Source organism: Pseudoduganella guangdongensis (assembly GCF_009857475.1).
Classification (GTDB): Bacteria; Pseudomonadota; Gammaproteobacteria; order Burkholderiales; family Burkholderiaceae_D; genus Rugamonas; species Rugamonas guangdongensis.
Window position 1 is genome coordinate 22,477 of sequence record NZ_WWCJ01000007.1, and the last position, 25,513, is coordinate 47,989.

A 25,513-nucleotide genomic window follows, 5' to 3' on the forward strand; every position below is an offset into this window, starting at 1 on the left:
TCATCTCTCTATGAAAAATCTCTTGCTTGCGGCGCTGCTGTGCGCCTCCCCCTTGGCAGCCCTGCCGGCCCACGCCGACGCCCTGCCCCTGCGCGACCAGGCGCGCCTGATCGACCAGCTCACGGCCGAACGCTTCGATACCGTGCTGCCAGGCCTGATGCAGCGCAATGGCATCGACATGTGGATCCTGGTCTCGCGCGAGTACAACGAGGACCCAGTGCTGCGCACCATGCTGCCAGCCGAATGGCTCAGCGCACGGCGCCGCACCATCCTGGTCTTCGCGCGCGATCCCGCCAACGGCACGGTGGAGAAGCTGGCCATCGCCCGCTACAACGTGGGCTCGTCCATCCAGGCCGCCTGGGATATGCAGCGTTTTCCCAAACAATGGGACGCCTTGGCCGAGCTGGTACGGAGCCGCAAGCCCGGCAAGATCGGCCTCAACACCTCCGCCACCTTCGGCCATGCCGATGGCCTGGACCATACAGACTATAAGGAGCTGATGGCCGCCCTGCCCGCCGCCTATCGCAACAAGGTAGTCTCGGCCGAAGCGCTGGCCGTGGGCTGGCTGGAAACCCGCACGCCGCGCGAGCTGGCCCTTTATCCGCAGCTGGTGGCCGACACCCACAAGATCATCGCGCAAGGCTTCTCCGCCCAGGTAATCACCCCGGGCACCACCACCACCGAGGACGTGGTCTGGTGGTTCCGTGAAAAGATCCGCGCCATGGGCTATGAGACCTGGTTCCACCCCACCGTCACCATCCAGCGCGCCGGCGCCGCGACCGGCAATGTGATCCAGCCCGGCGACTTGCTGCACGTCGATATCGGCATCAGCTCCCTGCGCCTGAACACGGACGTGCAGCAGCACGCCTACGTGGCCCGGCCCGGCGAAACAGCCATCCCCGCCGGCATCCTGGCCGTCTTCGGCCAGGCCAACCGCCTGCAAGACATTGTGCTGGCCCAGTTCCAGGAAGGCCGCAGCGGCAACCAGGTGCTGGCCGCCGCCCTGGCCCAGGCCAAAACAGAAGGCATCAAGCCCACCATCTACTCCCACCCGATCGGCTACCACGGCCACGCCGCCGGCCCGGCCATTGGCATGTGGGACATGCAGGGAGGCGTGACCGGCAGCGGCGACGCCCGGTTGCGCGCTTCCACCGCCTACTCCATCGAGCTGAATGCCGAAGCCGAGTTGCCTGAATGGCAAAAACCGATCCGCATCATGCTGGAGGAGGATGCCTGGTTTGACGGCAAAACCGTGCATTACTTCGACGGCCGCCAGCGCCAGCCCCACCTCATTGTAAAATAGGGCTGGTATTTTTTGGGAACCCTGCTATAATCTCTGGCTCTTGGCCTGGTAGCTCAGTTGGTAGAGCAGAGGATTGAAAATCCTTGTGTCGGTGGTTCGATTCCGCCCCGGGCCACCAAGAATAAAAAGTGAAAACGCCGACCCTGAGTCGGCGTTTTTCGTTTGCGCTTATCTTTCCATTCACTTGCAACACGAAAAATCCAGGCTGAGCGGCACAATCCCGTGGTCGCGCAGCAAGCGCCAACGTGCTGTGCACCGGCGCGTGTCGCTCGTGTCCAGACCAATATAGCGAGCAGTGCCTGCTCAGTCCTTCTGAGCGAGGAAGAACCTGAGCATTTCAGCGGACGCGTTCGGCCCAGCCGGATCCGTATGCGATCCAGCCCGGCTGCCTCCGGACCACGCGTGGCCGGCCCCGTGCAACTGCCAGTGTTCGGCGACGCTGCGGCCAGTCCCGTCCAACATGACGGTGCGGGTATAGCGACGCCCGCCAGCATCGGCAATTGCTTCCTGCACGCGTCGCAGTGACTCGCCGGGCGAAGCGGGCGCCGGGCGCACAAACTGCTCCAGCACCGCTTCCCCGTTGCCCGGGTGTACGACATCGTCACGGTCGCCGTGAAAGACGATTACCGGCACCCGCTGGCGCAACTGACCGGTCTTGCTGCCGTTACCGGGTCGCACCTTCTTCATCGCCGCCAAGCCTGTGATCATGTCGCGCGCCTTGCCAACCGGAAGTCCGGAATGGACGCCCACCGCAGCGTACAGGTCGGGATATGCCGCGCCCATGATTGCCGCCATCGCCCCGCCCGCCGACAGCCCCGCCACGAAGACACGGGCTGGATCCGCTTGCTGGCGCTCGATAATTTCGCGCGTCATGCCCGCGATCAACGCGGGCTCGCCGCCATCACGCCCCTGGTGCGGCACCTCGAACCAGTTCCAGCAAAGCGTGGCGTTGGCGCCGCGCGGCTGCTCGGGATACAACACCAGGCAGCCGTGCTGCTCGGCCAGGGCGTTCATCGCGGTGCCGGCGGCAAAGTCGTCGGGGTTCTGCGTACAGCCATGCAGCATCACGATCAACGGACGTGGCCCCGTAGCCGGAGCCGAGGGCACGTAGAGCTTGTAGCGCCGCGTGCCCGCCGCCGCAGTGAATGATCCCTGCACGAATTCCCCGGGCGCGCGCGGGTCGGGGGCTGCGGTATGGCTGCGCTGGCGCCCGGGCGCGGTCCGGCCTGGACGCGGGCTGCTTTTTGCAGTGGTGCCGGCGCCAGCGCGCGCGGCCGCTGCCCATTCCGGCACCGGGTTCAGGTCGATCGGTTCCGGCTGGTCGCCGTCTGCGCCATCCGGTGCTGCCGCAGGCAGCAGGCCGGCGGCACGCAGCGCCGCCTGGATCACTTTGGTGGACTCGCCAGGCTTGTTCGCCTGGGCCAGGCGCGCGGATTCCATCATCCGCCCAAGAAAATCGTCAAACGGTTTCATGTTCACTCCCGTGCTTAAGCTTGAATGCGGTCGGCGAGCGCGTCCTTGACGGCAGGCGACGCGATAAAGGCCCCCAGCACCCGGATTGAGGCGATGGCCGCCCTCGCGAGTTCGGGCGCGACGTCGTCCTCCACCGTGGCCAGGCCGAGCACCTGGATCTCCAATCGTTCGCCAGCGGCCACGACACGCTCCAGGTCGCTGCGCGAATAACGTTGCAGTCCCATCACAAAACGCTTGCGCAACACAGTCTCGCGAATACTTTCCGCATGCCGCTCTAACTGGTTGCGAATGGCCGTTCGGACGAAATCCGTCCGATTCGTATAAAAGCCCTCTTCGACCAGTAAATCCATCTGGGCAAGATCGACCAAGCCCAGGTTGACTGTCACCTTGTCGGTGTCCGGCAGTTTTGTCTTGATATTGACGATTCCCATTGATCCCATCCTCCCGATATACTCCAATGGGAGTATAGACGGAGGGCGATCATTGTCAATGAAGTTGTCCTATCGTGCGCTGGAGCAAGCAAGTTATTAATATAATATCAACCATGAAAACCACCCTCCCCCTCACCCTCGCTGCATTCATCCTGGCCCCTGCAGCACTGGCCAACGACGGTGTCGCATCCGTCAGTGCCGGCGGCATCGTCTTCGGCAAGACCGATGCCATCGCCATGAAGAAGGAAGTGCTGAACGTCAGCCACAAGCTGATCAGCGTGGATTACGAATTCCTGAATGAGTCGGGCAACGATGTAGAGGAAACTATCGTCTTTCCCTTGCCAGCCTACCCGGCGGCGCAGCAGGTGAGCGACAGCTACTACGGTCAGCCGAACGGCTTCAAAATCATGGTGGATGGCAAGCCGGTGGCGTTCACCAGCCAGCTGGCGGCCTTCGCCCCTGACGGGACGGACGTGACAGCGCAATTGAAAAAGCTCGGGTTGAGCAATGCGCAAATTGCCCATTCGACAGGCTTCGACACGAGTGTTACCAAAGTGCCGGACTTCAGTGAGAAACAATACAAGCAGTTGGCCAAGCTGGGCTTGATGGGAACCGACAACGGCAGCCATGAGCCGGCATGGACGGTGCAGGTTAACTATGTGTGGAAGCAGAAGTTCCCAGTCGGGCAGGTCGTGCGTGTGCATCACGCGTACCGCCCCTTCTACGCGGGCGGGCCGGGCATGTCGGTCATGTACGAAGGCTTCGGCAAAACCTATTGCACCGACGATGCCTACCTGAACGCGCGCGCCAAGGTGGAGGAGCGCAAGCAGTACATCGACACGCGCAATGTGTCTTACATCCTCAAAACCGGCAACACCTGGAAGCGCGGCATCGAGGACTTCACCCTGAACATCATCAAGGGCAAGCCGGACGAACTAATCAGCCTGTGCTTCCCCGGTAAATTTAAGAAGATCAACCCCACCACCTACCAGGTGCGCCTGACCAATTTCCGCCCCTCCAAGGATCTCGAAGTCCACTTCGGCAATGTGGAAGATGATGGCACCGATAGCAACGGTGTCATGCCGGTCCTGCCCAAATAAGCGGGAACTTAAAGCGCCAGACGCAGTCAATGCAGGGAGGGTACCAATGGAAGTCAGTATTCCTACCATCCGGCACGAAGGCCGAAACGCTGCGCAACTGATTGGGCGAAAAAAGCCCCCTGCAGCGCAGGGGGCTTGGTCAGCCTGATTAAGGCTTGGCGGCAGGGGCCGCGCCTGCTGCACCGGCGGCAGCTTTGGCGAAGTCGCCAGCCTTGATGACGGAAACGGCTTCCGGCTTCAGGTGCGCGCGCAGGGCTTCGTTTACCTGGGCCACGGTCAGCGCGCTGACTTTAGCTTCCAGGTCTTTGTCGAAGGCCATGGTGCGGTCGAAGCTCAGATAGCCTGCCAGGCGGCTGGCCAGGCCGGCGTCGCCGGTGCGGCCTACCTGACGCGATTGCAGCCAGGCTTTTTTGGCGTCCGCCAGCTCGGCGTCGGTGAAGCCGTCTTTCAGCGCCTTATCCAACTCTTCACGCAGCGCTGCTTCCACCTTCACGGTGTTTTGCGGCGCGCTGATGGCGAATGCCAGCCACAGGCCGGCCGGGTCGCGGTCCGGCACGGACAGTTGCGAACCCACACCGTAGGACAGGCCTTCCTTCTGGCGGATGCGGTCGGCCAGACGGCTGCGCAGTGCGCCGCCACCCAGCATGTAGTTACCCATCAGCAGGGCTGGGTAGGCTGCGGCATCGTCCTTCAGCGGTACTGGCTGGATTGCCAGCAGCACCGAGTTGGCTTTATCCGGAGTCTCCAGCGAGATCTTCTGGCCTGCCACCGGCTTCATGGCGCTGGCGATACGGGCGTAGGGCTGCTCCGCTTTCCAGTTGCCGAACAGCTTGGCGGCTTGCGCCTTCACGGCGGCGGCGTCGAAGTCACCCACCACCGACAGGGTGGCGTTGCCGGCACCGTAGTAGGCTTTGTGGAAGGCTTTGACCTGCTCCAGCGTCACGGCTTTTTCTTCCGCCAGTTGCTCCGGCAGGGTCTTCACGTGGCGCACGTGGCCGGCCGGGAAGGTGTCGGTCAGGCGTTGCATGGCGTTGCTGGCCAGCGGCTGCGGCTCGGTCATTTCCTGCTCGGTGCCGGAGATGAACTCGCGCTGGCGCTCGGAGAAGTCATTGGCGTTGAAGGCCGGCTTCATCAGCGATTCGGCGATCAGGTCGAGCGCCGCTGCCAGGTTGTCGCGAGTGGTGGTCACGGTGGCGGTCACGCCTTCCGCGCCGCCCTGGATGCCCACGTTGGCCTTCAGCTTGTCGAAGGCGTCCTTAACTTCCTGGCGCGACAGGCGCTCGGTGCCGTCGGTCAGCATCGAGGCGACGAAGGCGCCAACGGTGCCCTTACCAGCCAGGTTGTCAGCAGTACCCATGCGCAGTTGCACGGTGGCGCTGACGGTGTTGCCCTTGGTGGTTTTTGGCAGCAGCGCCAGTTTCATGCCGTTGGCCAGGGCCGAACGTTGCACGCGCTTCTCGATATTATCCGGGCTTGGGTCAAACACTTCACCTTGCGCCACAACGGCGCGGCCTTTGTAGTCCTTGACCAGGGCAGCGATGTCCGGGGTCTTCGGCACTTCGGCGCGGTCGGCGGCATCGGTCGGAATGAAGCGCGCCAGGGTGCGGTTGGACGGTTTCAGGTATTTGGCGGCGACCGCTTGCACGGCTGCCACGTCAACCGTTTCCACCTGGTCGCGGCGCAGGTGGAACAGGCGCCAGTCGCCAGCGGCTTGGGCCGAGGTCAGGGCGATGGTGAAGCGCGCGGTGTCGTTCACCACCAGATCGGTGTCCTTGGCGATGGCTGCTTTGGCGCGCACCACTTCGGCTGCGGTGATCGGGTTGGACTTGATGTCCTCCAGCGCCTTCAGCATCGCTTCTTCCACGGCCGCGGTCTGGCCGTCCTTCGGCACCACGGCGGCGAACAGGCGGTAGCCTGGTTCCATGTGGTTGAAGTCCAGGTCCATCACGGAGGACGCCAGCTTGGCGTCCACCAGGGCCTTGTGCAGGCGGCCGGCTGGTGCGTCGGTCAGGATCTTGCCCAGCACTTGCAGCGCGGCGGCATCGGTGTGGCTGGCAGGCGCCACGTGGTAGCCGGTGACCACCAGCTGGGTGCCGCCGGTGCGGCGGATGGTGACGGAACGTTCGCCGTCCTGGGTCGGTTCCGAGGTATAGGTCGGGGCCAGCACGCGGGTCGGCTTAGGAATCTTGCCGAACAGTTCGTTCACCTGGGCCAGCACCTTGGCTTCGTCGAAGCGGCCGGCCACCATCAGGATCGCGTTGTCTGGCTGGTAGTAGCGCTTGTAGAAGGCGCGCAGGCGGTCCACGCTCACGCCTTCGATATCGGAACGGGCGCCAATGGTCGATTTGCCGTAGTTGTGCCAGTCGAAGGCGACCGACATGGTGCGCTCCAGCGTAACGCGGAACGGATCGCTCTCGCCGCTTTCGAACTCGTTGCGCACAACGGTCATCTCACCCTTCTGGGTCTTGTTGTTCCACAGGTCGTCCTGGCTGATCGGCGAGTTGATCATGCGGTCGGCTTCCAGCGCCAGCATCTGCTTCAGGTTGTCGTCATTGGCCGGGAAGGTGGCGAAGTAGTTGGTGCGGTCATACCAGGTGGTGCCGTTGAAGCGGCCGCCGATCTGGTTCAGCACTTCCACTGGCGACTTGGTGCCCTTCTTGATACCGAAATTGGCGGTTGGCTTGAACAGCAAGTGCTCCAGCAAGTGGGCCATGCCGGTTTCGCCGTAGTTCTCGTGGCGCGAACCTACCATGTAAACAATATTGGTGGTCAGGGTTGGTTTGCTGGCGTCCGGGAACAGCAGCACGCGCAGGCCGTTGGCCAGGCGGTACTCGGTAATGCCTTCCACCGAGGCGACTTTGACTGCGGAGGACTTGCTGGCAGCCGCAGGCGCGGCGATGGCCGGGGTGGCGACGAACGCTGGCGACAGGATGCCTGCGCTCAGCATGATGGCGGTAAGTAACTTCACTTTTTGATTCCTATAAAAAAATAAAGGTTATAAATTATATAACCGCAAGCTTGCAGTAGTGAAAATTCTTTGGGGCCGCTGAGGCGCGTTTGCCACAATGCGAAATCCCTATCTCACAATGTAAGAAGCACATGTTCAGGGCAGCATACTCTGCAATTCATCCAGCGAAAAATCATTTCGCATCATGGAATCAAATATTCAAGTCATTGAATTATAAGGAACAAATTTCAGTTATATGTCTTATATAAGACATATGTGCGGCGCAATAAATGGCCTATCATTATTCCAAGTGCTTCGCTTTCTTAATCCTTCTTTTTAGGAATAATGACCATGTCCCAATACCAAGACGATATCCAAGCCATCGCAGCCCTGCGCACCAAGAATGGCAGCGCCTGGAACGCCATCAACCCTGAATCGGCCGCCCGCATGCGCGCCCAGAACCGTTTCAAGACCGGCCTGGACATTGCGCGCTACACCGCAAAGATCATGCGCGCCGACATGGCCCGCTACGACGCCGACCCATCGCAGTACACCCAGTCGCTGGGTTGCTGGCACGGTTTCATCGGTCAGCAAAAGATGATTTCGGTGAAGAAGCACTTCAACAGCACCGACCGCCGCTACCTCTACCTGTCGGGCTGGATGATCGCCGCCCTGCGTTCCGAGTTCGGCCCGCTGCCGGACCAGTCGATGCATGAAAAGACCGCCGTCTCGGCCCTGATCAAAGAGCTGTACACCTTCCTGCGCCAGGCTGATGCGCGCGAGCTGGGCGGCCTGTTCCGCCAGCTGGACGCCGCCCAGGGCGACGCCAAGAAAGCGATCCAGGACAAGATCGACAACCACGTGACCCACATCGTGCCGATCATCGCCGACATCGACGCTGGTTTCGGTAACGCGGAGGCGACCTACCTGCTGGCCAAGCAGATGATCGAAGCCGGTGCCTGCTGCATCCAGCTGGAAAACCAGGTCTCCGACGAGAAGCAATGCGGCCACCAGGACGGCAAGGTCACCGTGCCGCACGAAGACTTCCTGGCCAAGATCCGCGCCGTGCGCTACGCCTTCCTGGAACTGGGCGTGGACGACGGCATCATCGTGGCCCGTACTGACTCGCTGGGCGCCGGCCTGACCAAGCAGATCGCCGTCACCAATGAACCGGGCGACCTGGGCGACAAGTACAACTCCTTCCTCGATTGCGAAGAAGTCACCGCCGACAGCGTCAACAGCGGCGACGTGCTGATCAAGCGCGACGGCAAGCTGCTGCGTCCTAAGCGCCTGCCAAGCAACCTGTTCCAGTTCCGCTCCGGCACCGGCGAAGAGCGTTGCGTGCTCGACTGCATCACCTCGCTGCAGAACGGCGCCGACCTGCTGTGGATCGAAACCGAGAAACCGCACATCGGCCAGATCGGCGGCATGGTCAAGGAAATCCGCAAGGTCATCCCGAACGCCAAGCTGGTGTACAACAACAGCCCATCGTTCAACTGGACCCTGAACTTCCGCCAGCAAGCCTACGACCGCATGAAGAACGCCGGCGAAGACGTGTCCTCCTACGACCGCGCCGCCCTGATGAACGCCGACTACGATGCCACCCCGCTGGCACTCGAAGCCGACGAGAAGATCCGCACCTTCCAGGCCGACTCGGCACGTGAAGCCGGCATCTTCCACCACCTGATCACCCTGCCGACCTACCACACCGCCGCGCTGTCGACCGACAACCTGGCCAAGGAATACTTCGGTTCGCAAGGCATGCTCGGTTACGTGGCAGGCGTGCAGCGTAAGGAAATCCGCCAGGGCATCGCCTGCGTCAAGCACCAGAACATGTCCGGCTCCGACATCGGCGACGACCACAAGGAATACTTCAGCGGCGAAGCAGCGCTGAAGGCGGCCGGCAAAGACAACACCATGAACCAGTTCTAATCCCGCCCGCGGGTTTAGCGCTCAAAGCCACCCTCTTTGCGAGGGTGGCTTTTTTATTTTCGCAAGGCGCACGGGCCGGACTATGATGGAGGGATCATTCAACCCAGGGAGAACGCAATGGGACTACTCGACCAACTGGCCGGCCAAGTACTCGGCCAATCGCAAGGTGACTTGCTCAGCAGTGTAATGGGGATGATTAACCGGGCTGGCGGGCTGCAGGCGCTCCTGCAGCAACTCCAGGCAGGCGGCTTGGCCGAGCAGGCTGCGTCCTGGGTCGGCACCGGCGCCAACCATCCCGTGTCGGGCGAGCAGTTGGAACAAGCCCTGGGGTCGGACAATATCGCGCAAATTGCCCAGCAGGCTGGCCTTCAGCCCGGTCAGGCATCAAGCGGCCTGGCTGAAATGCTGCCGAAGATCATCGATCAGCTCACGCCCGACGGCCAGGTGCCGCAGAACGAACTGCTCGAGCAAGGCTTGAACCTGCTACGCGGAAAGTTATTTGGTTAAAGCCACGTACCCGCCTTACGCGACATCCTTCAGGGCGAGCGAGGCCATGGTGCGGATGCCTTCGTAAGACTTGGCGGAGGCGATAAAGCGGCCGTTGTGGCAAAAGCCGGCATCCGGCACGCCGGTCACGGCGGCTAGCTCGGCATCACGCAAGCCGGCCCAGGCTTCCGGCAAGTCGGCGCGGGCGTCGAAGTTGTCGGGGCTGACCGGCACCGTGCTGATCAGGTAGCGCTGCTCGGCGATGCTGTGGCTGATCACGAACAGCACCTTCGGCATTTCCCGCCGCACCACCTGGCTCCAGGGCAGCGCCGCATTCTTCAGGAACAGCACCTTGCCGTCTTCCAGCACCTCGGCCTGGCGCACCTGCTCCAGCGCCAACAAGGCCCCCACGCGATACTTGACGGCGTTGACCATGATATCGGTCAGGACCGCCACGGCGCGCTCAAACTGCTCCTGGCGGTAGGCATCGGCGCCATCGCCCAGCCTTTGTTCATCGAGCCAGTTGGGGTTGAAGCCGGAAATCACGGCGGACAAGCCATAGCCGCCCGGCGCACTTTTCGCCGCGCCCACATCGGACAAGTCCAGGTATTGCACCACGTCGGCATCGATGCTGTAGGCCAGCTCACGCGCCTTGTCGTCCGCCAGCTGATGGCCGCAATGGGCCAGCGCCAGCGCACTGACGCAGCGGGCGCCGTACTCGCGCCACACCAGACCGGCGCTGGCATAGGGCACGCCGGTCTGGCGCGCACCGCTGAAACCCTTCTGGTGGTGGTCGAAACAGCCGGCGGCCGGGTCCCAGACGCCGCCCACATCGACCGCGAAGTCGGCCGCCTCAATCACCGCCGTGTCGCGCGTGCGTACCAGCCCGGCAGCGGGGAATAAAACTTTCAGGGCTGCGACCGCCCACGCATCGTCCGCGTGGAATTTGCCGCTGTGGGTCACTATCACCATGGGAAGTCCAAATCGTTGAAACTTCCAGCATGATAACTGCCTCAGGTGAAGTTCGCCGGATTGGCGTCGAACAGCGTTTTGTGGCCCTGCATGCAGAAGTAATACTTGCGCTTGCGGTAGAGCGAAGTCAGTGGCGTTCCCAGGTCCACGTCCATCTCGCACACCGGGCAGACCGGCTGCTGTTCGGTGGACTTGCGGCGTTTAGCGTAGGCGTTGTTCGACATCGGGTCGAGCCAGCCCTGGCCCTGGTATTCCATGGCATTGGCGGTATTGCGCGCCGCCGCACGGCCGAAATAGCGCTCCACCACGCGCAGCGCCAGGTCGATGCCGGACGACAGCCCGCCGGCGCTGGCCAGCCTGCCCTCCTCCACAAAGCGCGCACCGCGCTTCAGCGCCACGTCGGGGAACTGCATGGCGAACTCGTTGAAAGAGCCGTGGTGGGTGGTGGCTGACTTGCCGGCCAGCAGCCCGGTGCGCGCCAGCACAAAGGCGCCGGTGCAGACCGACATGGTCAAGTCCGCCGTGCGCGATGCCTCGCGAATCCAATCCATCACCGCCGGCTCGCGCGCGCTCTGTGCCGGGATCACGATCACCTTCGGCGCCGGCGCATTGGCGAACGTGTAGTTCGGCACGATCGTCATGCCGCCGCTGGCCGTGATCGGAGCCGCCGTGGCAGCCACTGTATAGAGCTGGAACACTGGCGGCGCGTCGCGACCGGCAATGCTGACATTGCTGAATACCTCCCACGGCCCGGCAAAGTCGATGACCACCGCGTTGTCGGACAGGAGGAAGGCAACGGGAATACTGCCGCTGGCAGGCGGTTGCAGCGGCGGCGCAGCCGGTGCTGGCGATGTCGGCGAGGACTGGGGCCTGGCGCCGGCCACCGCCGGCAGCGTCGCTGCCAAGCCCATGGCGCTGGAAAGTCGGAAAAGGTCACGTCGGTTCATGTTTGATCCTTGGCTGGGAAAGAGGCATCCAGTCTCCCATCGCAAGGCGCCGACGACGAGGCAACTGGCTGCAGCCCGCCGTGCATTCGCTGCAAAGCTTCGCCACCCCCGCCGAATTCCCCTATGATGGCCCCCCATGACCGCAAACACTACCAACCACTGGCGCTATATTGCCTTCGCCTGGCTCGCCATTGGCCTGTTCGACGCGACACAGGTCGTGGTATCCATGAAAGCCATGGGCATGCACCACGCCTGGTGGACCCTGTTCTTCGTCACGCTGGCCAACTGGCTGGTATGGGCCGCAGCCACACCGCTCGCCCTCGCCTTGCTGCGGCGCTTTCCGCTGCCGGCGCGCCGGGCCACCCCTTGGCTGGCGCATGGCGCGGCCTGCCTGGCCATCAGCGCCGTGTGGGCGGTCTGGGGCGCGCTGCTGGAACACGGCCTGAACCCCTTCGCCTATCCCAAGGGACCCGATCCCTTTGCCGCGCTGTGGCAGGCCAAGCAGATCAACAACCTGGTCGGCAGCATCATCCTGTACAGCGCCATGGCCACTTTCGGCATTGCGCTGGATACCCATCGCCGCCTGTCGCAACAGCGCGAACTACTGGCGCGTGCGCAATTGTCGGCACTCAGGCTGCAATTCGAGCCGCACTTCATTTTCAACGCCCTGAATGCCATCACTGGCCTGATCCGCGAGAAACGCGATGACGAGGCGGTGGCCGCCGTGGCCGCGCTGGGCGACTTGCTGCGGCGCGTGACGGACCGTTCCGAACGCCAGTTCGTCACCCTCGACAGTGAACTCGATTTCATCCTCAAATACCTGGAAATCCAGCAGCTGCGCTTTGCCGAGCGCCTGCGCTGCCGCATCGACATCCCGCCCGCGCTGCTGCAGGCGCAAGTGCCGGACTTTATCCTGCAGCCGCTGGTGGAAAACGCCATCAAGCACGGCATCGCCAAGCGCGCCAAGGGCGGCGAGCTGCATATCAGCGCCGCGCGCGACGGCGAGCTGCTCATCTTCCGCATCTTCAATCAAGGCCCCGCCCTGGCTGCCGGCGCGGTGGACGGCGTCGGCCTGGCCAACACGCGCCAGCGCCTGCAAGCCCTGTACGGCGAGGCCCACGCGCTCACGCTGCGCAACGCGCAGCAAGGCGTGCTGGCCACTGTCACCCTGCCCTACCTGGAGCACGCATGCTGCGCGCCCTGATCATCGACGACGAGCCGCTGGCGCGCAGCAATGTGGCGCACCTGCTGGCGCGCGACCCCGCGCTCACCATCGTCGGCCAGTGCGGCTCGGCCGAGGAAGCGCTGGCCGCCCTGCCCGGCACGCGGCCCGACCTGGTGTTCCTCGACGTGGAAATGCCCGAATGCGACGGCTTCGAGCTGCTGGATCGAATCGGCGCCGCACCGCCTTTCGCCATCGTCTTCGTCACCGCCCACCACCAGTTCGCCCTGCGCGCCTTTGAAGTGGGCGCGCTCGACTACCTGCTCAAGCCTTTCGACGACCAGCGCTTCGCCCGCGTGCTGGAACGGGTGAAAGAGCGCCTGCGCGCGCCGGGCGAAACGCGGCGCTTCCTCATCCGCAACGGCAGCGCGCTCGCTATCGTGAAGTTCGCCGACATCGACTGGGTCGAGGCGAGCGACTATTACAGCAGCCTGCACGCCGCCGGTCGCAGCCACCTGCTGCGCCGCAGCCTGGCCGAACTGGACGCCGAGCTGGCGCCGCACGGTTTCCAGCGCATCCACCGCTCCGCCATCGTCAACCTGGAACGCATCCGCACGCTGGCCATGCGCGAGGACGGCGAATACGACATCGTGCTGCACGACGGCCAGCGCCTGCGCATAAGCAGACGTTACCGTAAGGCAATTATGACGCGCCTCAGCCCGGCTTAGTTGTATACTTGCCTTTTTTCTAACCATGAGGATGTATGCAACGCCTGACCCTTGCCATCGCCGCCCTGGCCCTGAGCGCCTGCGCCACCAAAGACCAGAACCGCATTGAGGAAATCGGCAGCACGCCGCTGCGCGACCTGAATATCGCCAAAGTCGAAATCCCGCCCATCTTGCGCGACGCCGTCGACAACCCTTACCAGCTTCCTGCGGATAGGAGCTGCCCGGCCCTGCTGGCGCAAGTGAACGAACTGGACGAAGAACTCGGTCCCGACCTGGATACCCCGGAAGAAGAGCTGGACCGCATGGACGCCTCGCGCAAGGCCCTCGGCAGCGCCGCCACCGGCGCCCTGCAAAAAACCGTGGAAGGCGCCATTCCCTTCCGTGGCTGGCTGCGCAAGCTGAGCGGCGCCGAACGCCGCTCGCGCAAGGCCCAGGCGGCAGTGCTGGCCGGCCAGGTACGGCGCGGCTACCTGCGCGGCGTCATGGCCGCGAATTCCTGCCAGAAGGCTTGAAAAGCTTGCATTTGCTGCGCTGCATCATGCTAGAATCGTTGCAATATTGGCCACAGCAAAGGCAAGCAGATGAAACGCGTAATCTTCAACCAGAAGGGCGGCGTCGGCAAATCGACCATTGCAGTTAACCTGGCGGCCATTGCGGCGCACCATGGCAAGCGCACGCTGCTGATCGATATCGACCCGCAGTGCAATTCCAGCCGCTACCTGCTGGGCGAAGCCACTACCGGCACGGCGCCCACCCTGGGCGCCTACTTCGAACAGATGCTCAGCTTCAGCATGTTTGCCAAGCCGGCCGCCGAGTACGTGCACGCCACCCCGTTCGACAATCTGTCGATCATGGTGGCGCATCCCGAGCTGGGCGACCTGCAATCCAAGCTCGAATCGCGCCACAAGATCTACAAGCTGCGCGACACCCTGAACGAGCTGGAAAAGGAATACGACGAAATCTTTGTCGACACCCCGCCCGCTTACAACTTCTTCACCCAATCGGCCCTGATCGCCGCCGACAGCTGCCTGATTCCCTTCGACTGCGACGACTTCTCGCGCCAGGCCCTGTACACCCTGCTCAACAACGTGAAAGAGATCAAGGCCGACCACAATGCCAGCCTGCAGATCGAGGGCATCGTGGTCAACCAGTTCCAGCCGCGCGCCCTGCTGCCGCAGCGCCTGGTGGACCAGCTCAAGGAAGAAGGCTTGCCGGTGTTCGACAACAAGCTCTCCAGCTCGATCCGCATCCGCGAATCGCACGAGCGCAACCTGCCCATGATCCACCTCGACCGCAGCCACAAGCTGAGCCAGGAATTCCTCGCGCTCTATCAGGAACTGCAAACTTGACCTGGATCATGGCGGCCTGAAACGCCGCTGGCTATGCTGTGCGGTTTTTGTCCATGCTCACCGCACCAGAACTTCTCCTGCCCGCCGGTTCCCTGGCGAAGATGAACGCCGCCTTCGACTACGGCGCCGACGCCGTCTACGCCGGCCAGCCGCGCTACAGCCTGCGCGTGCGCAACAACGACTTCTCCACCCTGCAGGCGCTGCAGGAAGGCATCGACGGCGCCCATGCGCGCGGCAAGCAGTTCTTCGTCGCCAGCAATATCTTCGCCCACAACGCCAAGCTCAAGACCTACCTGCGCGACATGGCGCCGGTGATCGCCATGAAGCCCGACGCCTTGATCATGGCCGACCCGGGGCTGATCATGATGGTGCGCGAGGAATGGCCGGACATGCCGGTCCACCTGTCGGTGCAAGCCAATGCCGTGAACTGGGCCGACGTCAAATTCTGGCAGCGCATGGGCCTGACGCGTGTCATCCTGTCGCGCGAACTGTCGCTCGATGAAATCGAGGAAATCCGCCAGCGCTGCCCGGACATGGAGCTGGAAGTGTTTGTGCACGGCGCGCTGTGCATGGCCTACTCCGGGCGCTGCCTGCTGTCGGGCTACTTCAACCACCGCGACGCCAACCAGGGCACCTGCACCAACGCCTGCCGCTGGGACTACAAGGTCGGCGGCGGCTGCGAAGACGCCACCGGCGACGTCTCCGTGCTGCACCAGCAGCCGCGCCATCCGCTGGCCAACGACGTCTACCTGCTGGAAGAAACCGGCCGTCCCGGCCAGCTGCTGCCGATCTTCGAAGACGAGCACGGCACCTACATCATGAATTCCAAGGACTTGCGCGCCGTCGAGCACGTCGAGCGCCTGGTGAAGATCGGCGTCACCTCGCTGAAAGTGGAGGGCCGCACCAAGTCCGCCTACTACGCCGCCCGTACCGCCCAGGTCTACCGCCAGGCGATCGACGACGCCGTGGCCGGCCGCCCCTTCGATGAAAGCCTGCTGGGCCAATTGCAAGGCCTGGCCAACCGCGGCTACACCGACGGCTTCTACCAGCGCCACCACACGCAAGCGCACCAGAACTACATGCGCGGCGCCTCCGAGACCGACCGCAGCCAGTACGTGGGCGACGTGCTGGCCATTGAAGACGGCTGGGCCCGCGTCGATGTCAAAAACCACTTTGCCGTGGGCGACCGCATCGAAGTGATGCACCCGAGCGGCAACCGCGACCTCACCCTCGAACGCATGCAGAACGCCGACGGCCAGGAGATCCAGGTCGCCCCCGGCAGCGGCCACATCGTCCGCATCCCCTTCCCCGCCGGCCTTGAGCGCGCCCTCCTGTCCCGCTACCTGTAAGGAAATTCGGGGTCAGGCCGGACAAAAAAAATGGGGACGTACCCCATTTTTTTCGTTGCGGTTTTACCAGAAGATGACGCGCTGCTCGGGCGGCAGGTACATCTTGTCGCCTTCTTTCACGCCGAAGGCGTCGTAGAAGCCGGGGTGGTTTTTCACGCTGCCGTTCACGCGGAATTCGGATGGCGAGTGCGGGTCGGACTTCACTTGCTGGATCAGGAAGTTGTCGCGGCCTTTGCCGCGGCGGGCCTGGGCCATGCCCATGAAGATGCGCTGTTCGGCGCTGTAGCCGTCGATCACCGGGCCGGGCTGGTCTTTCATGGCGATGCGATAGGCGCGGGTGGCCATGATCAGGCCGGCGTTGTCGGCGATGTTTTCGCCCAGCGTCAGTTCGCCATTCACGTGGTAGCCCGGCAGCGGGCTGTAGCCGTTGTACTGCGCCACCAGCATCTTGCCGCGCGCGGCGAATTTTTCGCCGTCTTCCTTGGTCCACCAGTTGCGCAGGTTGCCGTCGCCGTCGTATTGCGAGCCTTTGTCGTCGAAGGCGTGGCTGATCTCGTGGCCGATGGAGATACCGACCGCGCCGTAGTTCACCGCCGGTTCGGCATTGGCGTCGTACAGCGGGTACTGCAGGCGCGCTGCCGGGAACACGATCTCATTGAGCGTCGGGCTGTAGTAGGCGTTGACGGTTTGCGGCGTCATGCTCCAGGCCAGGCGGTCCACCGGCTTGCCCAGTTTGCTGGTGTTGAAGGTGTGGGCGAATTCGCGCGAGCGCAGCACATTGCCCACCAGGTCATTGCGCGCCACCTTCAGGCTGCCGTAGTCGCGCCATTTGTCCGGGTAGCCGATCTTGACGTTGATCTTGGACAGCTTGACCTGGGCCTGCGCCTTGGTCTCTGGGCTCATCCACTCCAGGGTTTCAATCCCTTCGCGGAAAGCGGCCAGGAAGTTCTGCGCCATCTCGGCCACCTGCTGCTTGCGCTCGGCCGGGAAGTGTTCGGCCACATAGGCCTTGCCCACCATCTCGCCCAGCGCGCGGTTCACTTCGGCGATGCCGCGCTTTTGCAGCGAGCGCTGCTCCTTGGCGCCGGTCAGCACCGCGCCACGGAAGGCGAAGCTTTCGTCCACGAACGCTTGCGACAGATAGGGCGCGAAGGAGCTGAGCATGTGGAACTCGAAATAGGCTTTCCATACCGGCAGCGGGGTTGCCTCGATCAGCTTGTCCAGCGCGGTCAGGTAGCTTGGCTGGCTGACAATCAGCGCGTCGACCTTGCCGGCGACGCCCACGCCTTTCAGGTAGGCGTTCCAGTCGAAGCCTGGCATCAGCGCCTTGAGTTCGGCCAGCGACAGCTTGTTGTAGGTCTTGACCGGGTCGCGGTTCTCCACGGCGGACCAGTGGGCGCGCGCGATGGCGGTTTCCAGCGCGACGATCTGCGCCGCTTCTTCCGCCGCTTGGGCGTGGCCGGCCAGCGCCAGCATTTTTTCCACGTGCTGCTGGTACTTGGCGCGGATCTCGCTCAGGCGCGCGTCCTTCTCCGACAGGAAGTAGTCGCGGTTCGGCAGGCCCAGGCCGGACTGGCGGATGCCGACCACATAGCGGGTGGAATCGCGCGCGTCCTGGCGCACACCCATGTCGAGCGGGCCGCCGGCGTCGATCCGGTTCAGGTGCGCCACCAGGGCGGCGATGCCGCGCTTGTCCGACAGCGCGGCAATGCGGGCCTGCTCCGCCTTCAGCGGCTTGAGGCCGAGCGCATCGCGGCGCGCCTGGTCGATGAAACTGGCGTAGTAGTCGCCGATCTTTTGCGCGTCGGAGCCCGGCTTGCGCGCCTTGTCCTGGCCGGCTTTTTCGATGATGGCGTTGAGCTGCCCTTCCACCTTTTCCTGCGCCACGTTGAAAGCGCCCCAGCTCGAGCGGTCGGCCGGAATCTCCACGCCGCTCAGCCACTTGCCCTGCGAGTGGCGGAAGAAGTCATCCTGGGCGCGCACCTGCGGGTCGATGCCGGCGACGTCGATGCCAGATACCGCATCGGCGGCGAATGCGTGGACGGATACCAGGCCGAAAATCAGCCCGCCAAGAATGGTGCGTTTCATGTGTTGCCTCCAACGGAAAAAAGTCACCTGAAAGTATGCCGCATGCGGGCTGCGCGCGGGCCGCGCAAGGCCGGATAGCAACACTGTGTTACACAGCCGGCGGCATTTGACCTGCGGCGTGACAGGGCCGATACTTGCCGGGTTTATTTATCCCTCCAGGAGGTTTGTTGTGAAAAACGCCATGCTGGCCACCATGCTGCTGGCCGCCACCGCGGCCCAGGCGCAGGACGTGCCGAAGATCGATCCGCAACGCTTGTCGCAGGACGTGAAAGTGCTCGCATCCGACGAGTTCGAAGGGCGCGGCCCGAACAGCGCCGGTGAAGAGAAAACCGTCGATTTCATCGCCAAACAATTCGCCGCCGCCGGCCTGAAACCGGGCGGCGACCTGGTGAAGGGCAAGCGCAGCTGGTTCCAGGAAGTGCCGCTGGGCCGCTTCGAGATCCAGGGCCCGGTGGTGCTGACCGCCCACCACGGCAAGGACAACCTGCCCTTCGCGCAGGGCGAGCAGATCGCCGTGCGCGCGGCGATGAACGGCGCCAAGCGCGTCGACTTCGACAAGGTGCCGCTGGTCTTCGTCGGCTACGGCGTGACCGCGCCGGAGCGCAAGTGGAGCGACTTCAAGGGCGTGGACCTGAAGGGCAAGCTGGCCGTGGTGCTGATCAACGATCCGGACTTCGAAACCGGCGCGGGTGAATTCGGCGGCAAGGCCATGACCTACTACGGCCGCTGGACCTACAAGTACGAAGAGATGGCGCGCCAGGGCGCGGTCGGCACCCTCATCGTGCACGAAACCGCGCCCGCCTCCTACGGCTGGCCGACGGTGAAGAACTCCAACACCAATGTGATGTACGACATCGTGCGCAAGGACCCGAAGAAGTCGCACGCGCCGATGGAGGCGTGGATCCAGCGCGATGTGGCGGCCGACCTGTTCAAGCGCGCCGGCCTCGATTTCGAGGCGGCCAAGAAGCAGGCGCAAACGCGCGACTTCAAGCCGGTGGAGCTGAAAGGCGTGAGCCTGTCGGCCCACTACGCGGTGGACGCGCAAGTGATCAAGTCGAAGAACGTGGTGGGCCTGCGCGAAGGTTCGGCAGCGCCGCAGGAAACCGTGATCTACAGCGGCCACTGGGACCACCTGGGCGTCGGCCTGCCTGACGCCAAGGGCGACAAGATCTACAACGGCGCGATCGACAACGGCACCGGCATCGCCGCCCTGATCGAACTGGCGCGCGCCTACGGCAAAGCGCCGGCGCCCAAGCGCAGCGTGGTGTTCCTGGCCGTGACGGCGGAGGAGAAAGGCCTGCTCGGTTCCGAGTACTACGCGGCCAATCCGCTCTACCCGCTGGCCACCACCGCCGGCATGATCAATATGGACGCACTCAGCCCGTACGGCCCGGCGCGCAACTTCACCATCTCCGGCAGCGCCAAGCTGGACCTGCTCGATGCCCTGGTCGCCAAGTTCAAGCAGCACAACGTCAGCTTCACGCCGGACCCGCACACGGAAGCAGGCTACTTCTTCCGCTCCGACCACTTCCCGATGGCCAAGCGCGGCGTGCCGGCCTTCTCCATCGGCTCCGGCGAGGACTGGGAAGACGGCGGCATGGCGGCCGGCAAGGCGGCCAACCAGGCCTACACCGCGAACAGCTACCACCAGCCGTCCGACGAGTGGGATGCCAAGTGGCCGTTCACCGGCATGGCGCGCGACCTGGGCGTGTTGTACAGCGTGGGCCGCGACCTGGCGGAATCGAAAGCCTGGCCGAACTGGGCAGGTGACTCCGAGTTCCGCACGATTCGCGACCAAAGCGCAGCCAAGCGCAAGAAATAAGTCAAAACTAAACAAAGTCAAGGCCCTCGCGTGAGGGCCTTTTCTTTTTCTGTCAGCCGTGCCATGCTGGATTCACAAAAAGACTATTCGCTGCTGGAGACAACCATGAATTTTACGCAGTCCATGAGTATCGCGAAGAAGTTGACCATCCTGAACGCTGGCGCGATCCTCGGCATTATCCTGCTCACGGCCACCTTCCTGATATCCGAGCGCACCCTGATCCTGGAAGAGCGCACCAGCAATGTGCGGCAAGCGGTGGAGACCGCGTACGGCGTGCTCGACTACTACCAAAAGCAGGAAAGCAGCGGCGCCCTGCCGCGCGCCGAAGCACAGAAAAAAGCCATGGAAGCGATCAAAGTGTTGCGATATGGCAACAACGAGTATTTCTGGCTGAACGATATGCAGCCGAAGATGGTGATGCACCCCATCAAGCCGGAACTCGATAACAAAGACCTGAGCGCCAACAAGGACCCGACCGGCAAATTCCTCTTCGTCGAATTCGTCAACACGGTCAAGAAATCCGGCGCCGGCCCGGTCGATTACATGTGGCCGAAGCCGGGCAGCGAGCAGCCGGTGAAAAAGGTCTCCTACGTCAAAGGCTTTGAACCATGGGGCTGGGTGCTCGGCTCCGGCGTCTACGTCGACACGGTCGACGCCACGGTGCGCAGCCGCGCGGTCACCTTCGCCATCGGCGCCGTGCTGCTGGCGGCCCTGCTGCTGGGGGTGGGCGTGTTCATCGCACGCGGCCTGCTGCGCCAGCTGGGCGGCGAACCGGATTACGCCTCCGGCATCGCGCGCAGCATCGCCGGCGGCGACCTGACCGTGCCGATCAGCGTCAAGCACGACGATGAGGGCAGCATGGTCAATGCGCTGAAAGGCATGCGCGACGACCTGGCGCGCATCGTCAGCTCGGTGCGCAGCGCCACCGATACCATTGCCACCGCCTCCAGCGAGATCGCGGCCGGCAACAGCGACCTGTCGGCGCGCACCGAAAACCAGGCCAGCGCACTGGAGGAAACCGCCGCCTCGATGGAGGAGCTGACCGCCACCGTGCGCCAGAATGCCGACAGTGCGCGCACCGCCAACGAGCTGGCCGCCAGTGCCTCGGAGGTGGCGCAAAAAGGCGGTGCCGTGGTGTCGCAGGTGGTGCAGACCATGGCTTCGATCGACAGCTCCTCGCGCAAGATTGTGGACATCATCAGCGTGATCGACGGTATCGCCTTCCAGACCAATATCCTGGCGCTGAACGCGGCGGTGGAAGCGGCGCGCGCCGGTGAGCAAGGGCGCGGCTTCGCGGTCGTGGCGTCCGAAGTGCGCAACCTGGCGCAGCGCAGCGCGGCGGCGGCCAAGGAGATCAAGGACCTGATCGGGGCTTCGGTGGAAACGGTTGGCGTCGGCAATACGCTGGTGGCGCAGGCCGGCAGCACCATGCAGGAGGTGGTCGACAGCGTGCACCGCGTGCGCCAGATCATCAACGAGATCAGCACCGCCAGCAACGAGCAGAGCGTCGGCATCGCGCAGGTGAACGAAGCGATTTCGCAAATGGACTCGGTAACGCAGCAGAACGCCGCGCTGGTGGAACAGGCCGCCGCAGCGGCGGCTAGCATGCAGCAGCAATCGGCGGCGCTGCTGCAGGCGGTAGGCGTGTTCCGCCTGGATGGCGATGGCGCCGCCCAGCTCTCGGCCCGCGGCCGGGCCGGCCAGGCACCGCGCCTCGGCCGCAGCTAAGCCTGAGACGGCGCGGCGGGCATGCCAGCCCGTTGCGCCGCCAGCGCCCTTACTTCACGCGCGCGTAGCTCAACTCCATCCACTTCATTTCCTTGCCGCCCGGGCCCGGGCCCCACATTTCCATCTTGTGGTTGTCGTTGTCGGCGATGATCATCTTCATCGTGTACGGCACTTCCTTGCCGGCCATCGGGTCGGTCATCATGCCCTTGTAGGTGATGGTGTTGCCGCTCATGGCCCCGCGCGACAGCGTCATGCTGGTGCTGCCGGAGTCGATCCAGCTGCCGAAATACTTCTTCGTCACGTTGTCGTAGCCGGAGATGCCCATGCCGTCGAAGGTCTGACCCATGAAGGTGCCCTGGTAGGTCTCCTGCAGGTAGCGGTTGCCCATGATCCATTTGCGCTCGGCCGCACCGGTACTTTCTTCCGCAGGTTTGGAAGGGTCCATCCACATTTTGGATTTGACGCTGAACTTGCCGGCCAGCGCATCGAGCTTCTTATGCGCCTCGCCCGGGGTGGACGCCTTGGCCATCGCCTCCATCGCCGCCTTCTCATCCGGCGCTCCCGACTTCTTCTTATCCGACGCTGTTGCAGCGCCAGCCAGGGTGAATCCCGCAACAACCACCAGGTACTGCGCGACACGACGGAGCTTCATGGCGTCCTCCCATCCAGCAGGTTAATGGAAGGGCCATTCTCCGCGCCGTACCCGCGCCCTGTCAATCGCGTTGCCGGTTTTCCCGCAACTTGCGCCGCAAGCGCAGGTTATCCGCCACAGCCGACACCAAGGCCAGCGTCATCAATGCGACTATGGCGTCTGAATCCAGGTAACGCCAGAAAGCCCATGCAACCAGCGCACAGGCAATGGCAGTTACTAGCAGCCACAACTGCTCCTTCAGGATGGGAGCTTGGCGCGGCTTGATAACGCGCGGTTTGCGTTGGAGCAAGTGTTTTGCGTTTTAACCCAGTTCGAAACTGGTGATGCCGTACTGGCGCGACAGGGGTAGTTGCGGGGCCGGGCCGGTGTACATGCGGGCGGTTTCGAAGCAGGGGCGCATGCCGTGCTGGGCGGCCAGCGCGAGCGCGGCGCTGTTCGGCTCGGGCACGTCGAGGTAGATCGGCGCGCCCTGCGGCACGCGGCCGCGCAAGGCGTGCAGCAGTTCGTCGGCCACAGCCGGCGATTCGGCGCACAACGGCCCCACCTTGAAACCGGCGCGGCAAGGACGCAACACGGCGTAGCCGAGCAGCGTACCGGGGCCATCGCGCACGCCGAGCACAATGCTGCCTTCCTGCGCCAGCCAGTGCCGCATGAAGCGCTCGCGCGCAGCGGGGAAGAAGGCGCGGTCGTAGTCGACGACCGCGTCGAAATCCGGTGCCGCCAGCGGCAGCACCCGGTCGTCCGCCGGCAAGCCGCTGCCCTGCCCTTCATACCGCACATTGCGGTGCGCCAGGTTGAAGCCGGAGCGCGCGTAGTTGGCCTGCTGTGCCGGGACCCCGTCCAGGCCGACGTTACGCCCGGCCAGTCGCGCCATGCCGGCCCGCCACACGGCCATGCCGTGGCCCTGCCCGCGCCAGCCCGGCCGCACGATATAGCCGCCGATGAAACCGAAGTCCTCGCCGTACTGCACGGCGAAAATGCTGGCCACCGGTTCGCCCTCCACCAGCCCAAGCAGGAAGCCGCCGGGATCGGCCGCGTAAAAACTGGCGGCATCCTGCCAGCCCGGGTTCCAGCCCTCGGCCGCCGCCCAGTCCAGCACCATTTCCAGTTCGGCCAGCGCCATGGCGCGAATTTCCATCTCACGCTCCCTGTTCGGCATCGTGGGCGGCAAAGGCGGCGCGCACCGCCGCTTCCCAGGCGGCGCCATCCGGTTCGTACAAAGCCCGCGCCGGTGCCGGCGCCACGGCGCTGCTGCCGCGCAGCCGGTACAGGAAGACCGTGGTCCAGGCCACGCTGGGCGGATCGAAGCGCTGCAGCAGTTCAAAGGCCGGATGCGGCAGCGGCACGGTGGTGGTGCTGACCAGGGCACCCGGCGCCAGCTCGCGCGCCAGCTTCTCGGCCAGGCGCTCCATGAGCGGCGCGAAGCAGGTGCTGTACAGGTAGACCAGGCTGGCATCGCTGACATCGGCCTCGAACATATCCTGCTGTCGCAACTGCACCCGCGCCGCGATGGCGCCGGCCTCCTGCGGGTCGCCCGCCGCCAGCATCGCTTGCAGACGCGCCTGCGCCATCTCGTGCCGGTAGCCGAGCAACTCGACGCCGCTGCAACGCATGCCGGGCAAGGCCAGCGCCGCCGTCAGCACCACCTTGCCCAGGCCGCTGCCCAGGTCGATGAAGTGGCCCGGCCCTTGCCCCCGCTCCGGCAGCCATGGCGCCACGGCGGTGAAATAGTGATCGAGTTCGAGCGGCGTGAATTCGCCATAGATCAGGCGCCCGTCATCCACCAGCCACTGCGCCAGCTCGGCGTCCGGAATGTCGGCCAGGCTGCGCGGCGGGGTTTGCGGCGGCAGCATGCCGTGCCGCTGGATGCCGGCCGGCAGCGTGCCCGCCACCAGGCGCCGGTGCGGCTTGAGGCGGTCGATAAAGACGTCGCGCAGGGCCGGCGTGCGAAACGCCGCGCGCAGGGCCAGGCCCACTTCCACATAGCGCTGGAATTGCGCTTCGGCCAGCACTGGCCGCAGGTGCTGCTCGCCATCGGTAATGGCCTGCCGCAAGGCGGAATGCTGCATCGGGAACCCTTCTGTCGAGTTGGTTAAGGCGATTATGCCAATAAATAGGCGCCCCGAGGGGCGGTGGCTGGCAGCTTGCTGTGCCTGGGTTGCGTCGGCGCTGCGGCGTCCGGTAAATACAACAACGCTGGATCTCTTTTTTTAAAGCGCCCGTTTACCCAAAAGCACCGTGCTAATCTCGGATTATGGGTTACAAGAGCCTCTGCGTAGTGCTGGTGCTATTCGTCAGCATGAATAGTCATGCCGCGAAGGAGCCGCCCCTGCGCCTGTGCTTTGAAGACGTCGACCAGCGCCCCTGGAGCACGCCCGGCGGCAAGGGGCTGAATTTCGAACTGCTGAAACGCGTTCAAAGCCACCTCGGCGAACAATTCCACTTTGCCGCCAAACCCTGGAAGCGCTGCCTCAGCGAATTGAAGCTGGGCCAGGTCGATGCCGTGATCGGCGCCGCCGACGCGGTGGACCGGCGGGCCTGGTCGCGCATTCCGCAACTGCCCGACGGGCGGGAAGATCCGGCGCGCGCCCTGTTCGAGGATTCGGCCCTGGTATTCCTGCGCGTGGGCGGCCACGCCAGCTGGGATGGCCAGGAGCTGGTGGCGCCGGGCAAGGTGGTGGTGGTCCAGTCGGGCTACCTGGTGGCGCAGCAGCTGCGCGAACGCGGCTACATCGCGCGCGATACGGTGAAATCAGCGGCCGACGCGCTGCGCATGCTGGCCTCCGGCAGCTACGACGTGGCCGTGCTGCAGGGATTTGAAGCCAGCCAGCTGGCGCGCGACGACCGCCGTTTCCGCGGCCGCATCCGGCAGGCGGAGCAGCCGTTCGCCACCATCAGCCTGCACCTGATGGTGGCGCGCCCCACCTACGAACGCGACCCGCAACGCATCGAAGCCATCTGGCAGGCCATCGCCACGGTAAGGCAAAGCAAGGAATATCGCCAGCTGGAAAACAACTTGAGCCCACACTATTAATAAAGCAACA

Annotated in this window: 22 protein-coding genes and 1 tRNA gene; 13 read left to right on the forward strand and 10 right to left on the reverse strand. The window is 64.0% G+C overall.

What is annotated here, in order from left to right; genetic code table 11:
- Positions 1–10 precede the first annotated feature (10 nt).
- The gene (locus tag GTP41_RS10925; RefSeq protein ID WP_161025622.1) at positions 11–1,303 is read left to right on the forward strand and encodes a M24 family metallopeptidase; all 1,293 of its coding nucleotides are present in this window, start codon (positions 11–13) and stop codon (positions 1,301–1,303) included.
- Between the two features lie 42 nt (positions 1,304–1,345).
- Positions 1,346–1,421, forward strand: a tRNA-Phe gene (locus GTP41_RS10930).
- A 185-nt stretch (positions 1,422–1,606) separates the two neighbouring features.
- Here GTP41_RS10930 and GTP41_RS10935 read toward each other — a convergent pair.
- Both GTP41_RS10935 and GTP41_RS10940 read right to left on the reverse strand, forming a co-directional pair.
- The gene (locus tag GTP41_RS10935; RefSeq protein WP_161025623.1) at positions 1,607–2,776 is read right to left on the reverse strand and encodes an extracellular catalytic domain type 1 short-chain-length polyhydroxyalkanoate depolymerase; all 1,170 of its coding nucleotides are present in this window, start codon (positions 2,774–2,776) and stop codon (positions 1,607–1,609) included.
- 14 nt (positions 2,777–2,790) lie between these two features.
- Positions 2,791–3,207, reverse strand: a complete 417-nt coding sequence (locus GTP41_RS10940) for a ribbon-helix-helix domain-containing protein (RefSeq protein WP_161025624.1) — start codon at positions 3,205–3,207, stop codon at positions 2,791–2,793.
- A gap of 113 nt (positions 3,208–3,320) precedes the next feature.
- On the opposite strand from GTP41_RS10940, the gene GTP41_RS10945 reads away from it, so the two are divergent.
- Positions 3,321–4,307: a DUF4424 family protein gene (locus GTP41_RS10945; protein ID WP_161025625.1), complete on the forward strand. Its 987-nt coding sequence runs from the start codon at positions 3,321–3,323 to the stop codon at positions 4,305–4,307.
- A 148-nt stretch (positions 4,308–4,455) separates the two neighbouring features.
- Here the strand turns inward: GTP41_RS10945 and GTP41_RS10950 are convergent, their stop codons facing one another.
- A complete protein-coding gene (locus GTP41_RS10950; protein ID WP_161025626.1) occupies positions 4,456–7,275 on the reverse strand; it encodes a M16 family metallopeptidase in 2,820 nt (939 codons plus the stop codon).
- 330 nt (positions 7,276–7,605) lie between these two features.
- Between GTP41_RS10950 and GTP41_RS10955 the strand changes: the two genes are divergently transcribed.
- Positions 7,606–9,186, forward strand: a complete 1,581-nt coding sequence (locus GTP41_RS10955; protein ID WP_161025627.1) for an isocitrate lyase — start codon at positions 7,606–7,608, stop codon at positions 9,184–9,186.
- A gap of 117 nt (positions 9,187–9,303) precedes the next feature.
- On the forward strand, positions 9,304–9,693 hold the full coding sequence (locus GTP41_RS10960) for a YidB family protein (protein ID WP_161025628.1): 390 nt from the start codon (positions 9,304–9,306) through the stop codon (positions 9,691–9,693).
- 15 nt (positions 9,694–9,708) lie between these two features.
- Here GTP41_RS10960 and GTP41_RS10965 read toward each other — a convergent pair whose 3' ends face one another.
- Together GTP41_RS10965 and GTP41_RS10970 are read right to left on the reverse strand one after the other, a co-directional pair.
- The gene (locus tag GTP41_RS10965; RefSeq protein WP_161025629.1) at positions 9,709–10,644 is read right to left on the reverse strand and encodes an MYG1 family protein; all 936 of its coding nucleotides are present in this window, start codon (positions 10,642–10,644) and stop codon (positions 9,709–9,711) included.
- A gap of 41 nt (positions 10,645–10,685) precedes the next feature.
- Positions 10,686–11,591 carry a DJ-1/PfpI family protein gene (locus GTP41_RS10970; protein ID WP_161025630.1) on the reverse strand — a complete coding sequence of 302 codons (906 nt, stop codon included), beginning with the start codon at positions 11,589–11,591 and terminating at the stop codon, positions 10,686–10,688.
- A gap of 136 nt (positions 11,592–11,727) precedes the next feature.
- Between GTP41_RS10970 and GTP41_RS10975 the strand changes: the two genes are divergently transcribed.
- From GTP41_RS10975 to trhP, 5 genes are all read left to right on the forward strand, one after another.
- The gene (locus GTP41_RS10975) at positions 11,728–12,795 is read left to right on the forward strand and encodes a sensor histidine kinase (protein WP_161025631.1); all 1,068 of its coding nucleotides are present in this window, start codon (positions 11,728–11,730) and stop codon (positions 12,793–12,795) included.
- Positions 12,780–13,481, forward strand: coding sequence for a LytR/AlgR family response regulator transcription factor (locus tag GTP41_RS10980; RefSeq protein WP_161025632.1), 702 nt, complete (start codon positions 12,780–12,782; stop codon positions 13,479–13,481). Before GTP41_RS10975 ends, GTP41_RS10980 begins: the two co-directional genes overlap by 16 nt.
- Positions 13,482–13,516: 35 nt before the next feature.
- A complete protein-coding gene (locus GTP41_RS10985) occupies positions 13,517–13,993 on the forward strand; it encodes a hypothetical protein (protein ID WP_161025633.1) in 477 nt (158 codons plus the stop codon).
- A 69-nt stretch (positions 13,994–14,062) separates the two neighbouring features.
- On the forward strand, positions 14,063–14,830 hold the full coding sequence (locus tag GTP41_RS10990; protein ID WP_161025634.1) for a ParA family protein: 768 nt from the start codon (positions 14,063–14,065) through the stop codon (positions 14,828–14,830).
- 53 nt (positions 14,831–14,883) lie between these two features.
- A complete protein-coding gene (trhP, locus tag GTP41_RS10995; protein ID WP_161025635.1) occupies positions 14,884–16,179 on the forward strand; it encodes a prephenate-dependent tRNA uridine(34) hydroxylase TrhP in 1,296 nt (431 codons plus the stop codon).
- 63 nt (positions 16,180–16,242) lie between these two features.
- On the opposite strand, the gene GTP41_RS11000 is transcribed toward trhP, so the two are convergent.
- Positions 16,243–18,267, reverse strand: a complete 2,025-nt coding sequence (locus GTP41_RS11000) for a M13 family metallopeptidase (protein WP_161025636.1) — start codon at positions 18,265–18,267, stop codon at positions 16,243–16,245.
- A 169-nt stretch (positions 18,268–18,436) separates the two neighbouring features.
- On the opposite strand from GTP41_RS11000, the gene GTP41_RS11005 reads away from it, so the two are divergent.
- Positions 18,437–20,089 carry a M28 family metallopeptidase gene (locus GTP41_RS11005; RefSeq protein ID WP_161025637.1) on the forward strand — a complete coding sequence of 551 codons (1,653 nt, stop codon included), beginning with the start codon at positions 18,437–18,439 and terminating at the stop codon, positions 20,087–20,089.
- A gap of 105 nt (positions 20,090–20,194) precedes the next feature.
- On the forward strand, positions 20,195–21,817 hold the full coding sequence (locus GTP41_RS11010) for a methyl-accepting chemotaxis protein (RefSeq protein WP_229502823.1): 1,623 nt from the start codon (positions 20,195–20,197) through the stop codon (positions 21,815–21,817).
- A 49-nt stretch (positions 21,818–21,866) separates the two neighbouring features.
- On the opposite strand, the gene GTP41_RS11015 is transcribed toward GTP41_RS11010, so the two are convergent.
- The 4 genes from GTP41_RS11015 to GTP41_RS11030 all read right to left on the reverse strand — a co-directional run bounded on the left by GTP41_RS11015 (position 21,867) and on the right by GTP41_RS11030 (position 24,538).
- Positions 21,867–22,469: a DUF1579 domain-containing protein gene (locus GTP41_RS11015; protein WP_161025638.1), complete on the reverse strand. Its 603-nt coding sequence runs from the start codon at positions 22,467–22,469 to the stop codon at positions 21,867–21,869.
- A 61-nt stretch (positions 22,470–22,530) separates the two neighbouring features.
- Positions 22,531–22,758, reverse strand: coding sequence for a 2-keto-3-deoxygluconate permease (locus GTP41_RS11020; protein WP_161025639.1), 228 nt, complete (start codon positions 22,756–22,758; stop codon positions 22,531–22,533).
- Between the two features lie 12 nt (positions 22,759–22,770).
- On the reverse strand, positions 22,771–23,607 hold the full coding sequence (locus tag GTP41_RS11025; protein WP_161025640.1) for a GNAT family N-acetyltransferase: 837 nt from the start codon (positions 23,605–23,607) through the stop codon (positions 22,771–22,773).
- 1 nt (position 23,608) lies between these two features.
- A complete protein-coding gene (locus tag GTP41_RS11030; protein WP_161025641.1) occupies positions 23,609–24,538 on the reverse strand; it encodes a class I SAM-dependent methyltransferase in 930 nt (309 codons plus the stop codon).
- Between the two features lie 230 nt (positions 24,539–24,768).
- On the opposite strand from GTP41_RS11030, the gene GTP41_RS11035 reads away from it, so the two are divergent.
- Positions 24,769–25,503, forward strand: a complete 735-nt coding sequence (locus GTP41_RS11035) for a substrate-binding periplasmic protein (protein ID WP_161025642.1) — start codon at positions 24,769–24,771, stop codon at positions 25,501–25,503.
- Positions 25,504–25,513 lie beyond the last annotated feature (10 nt).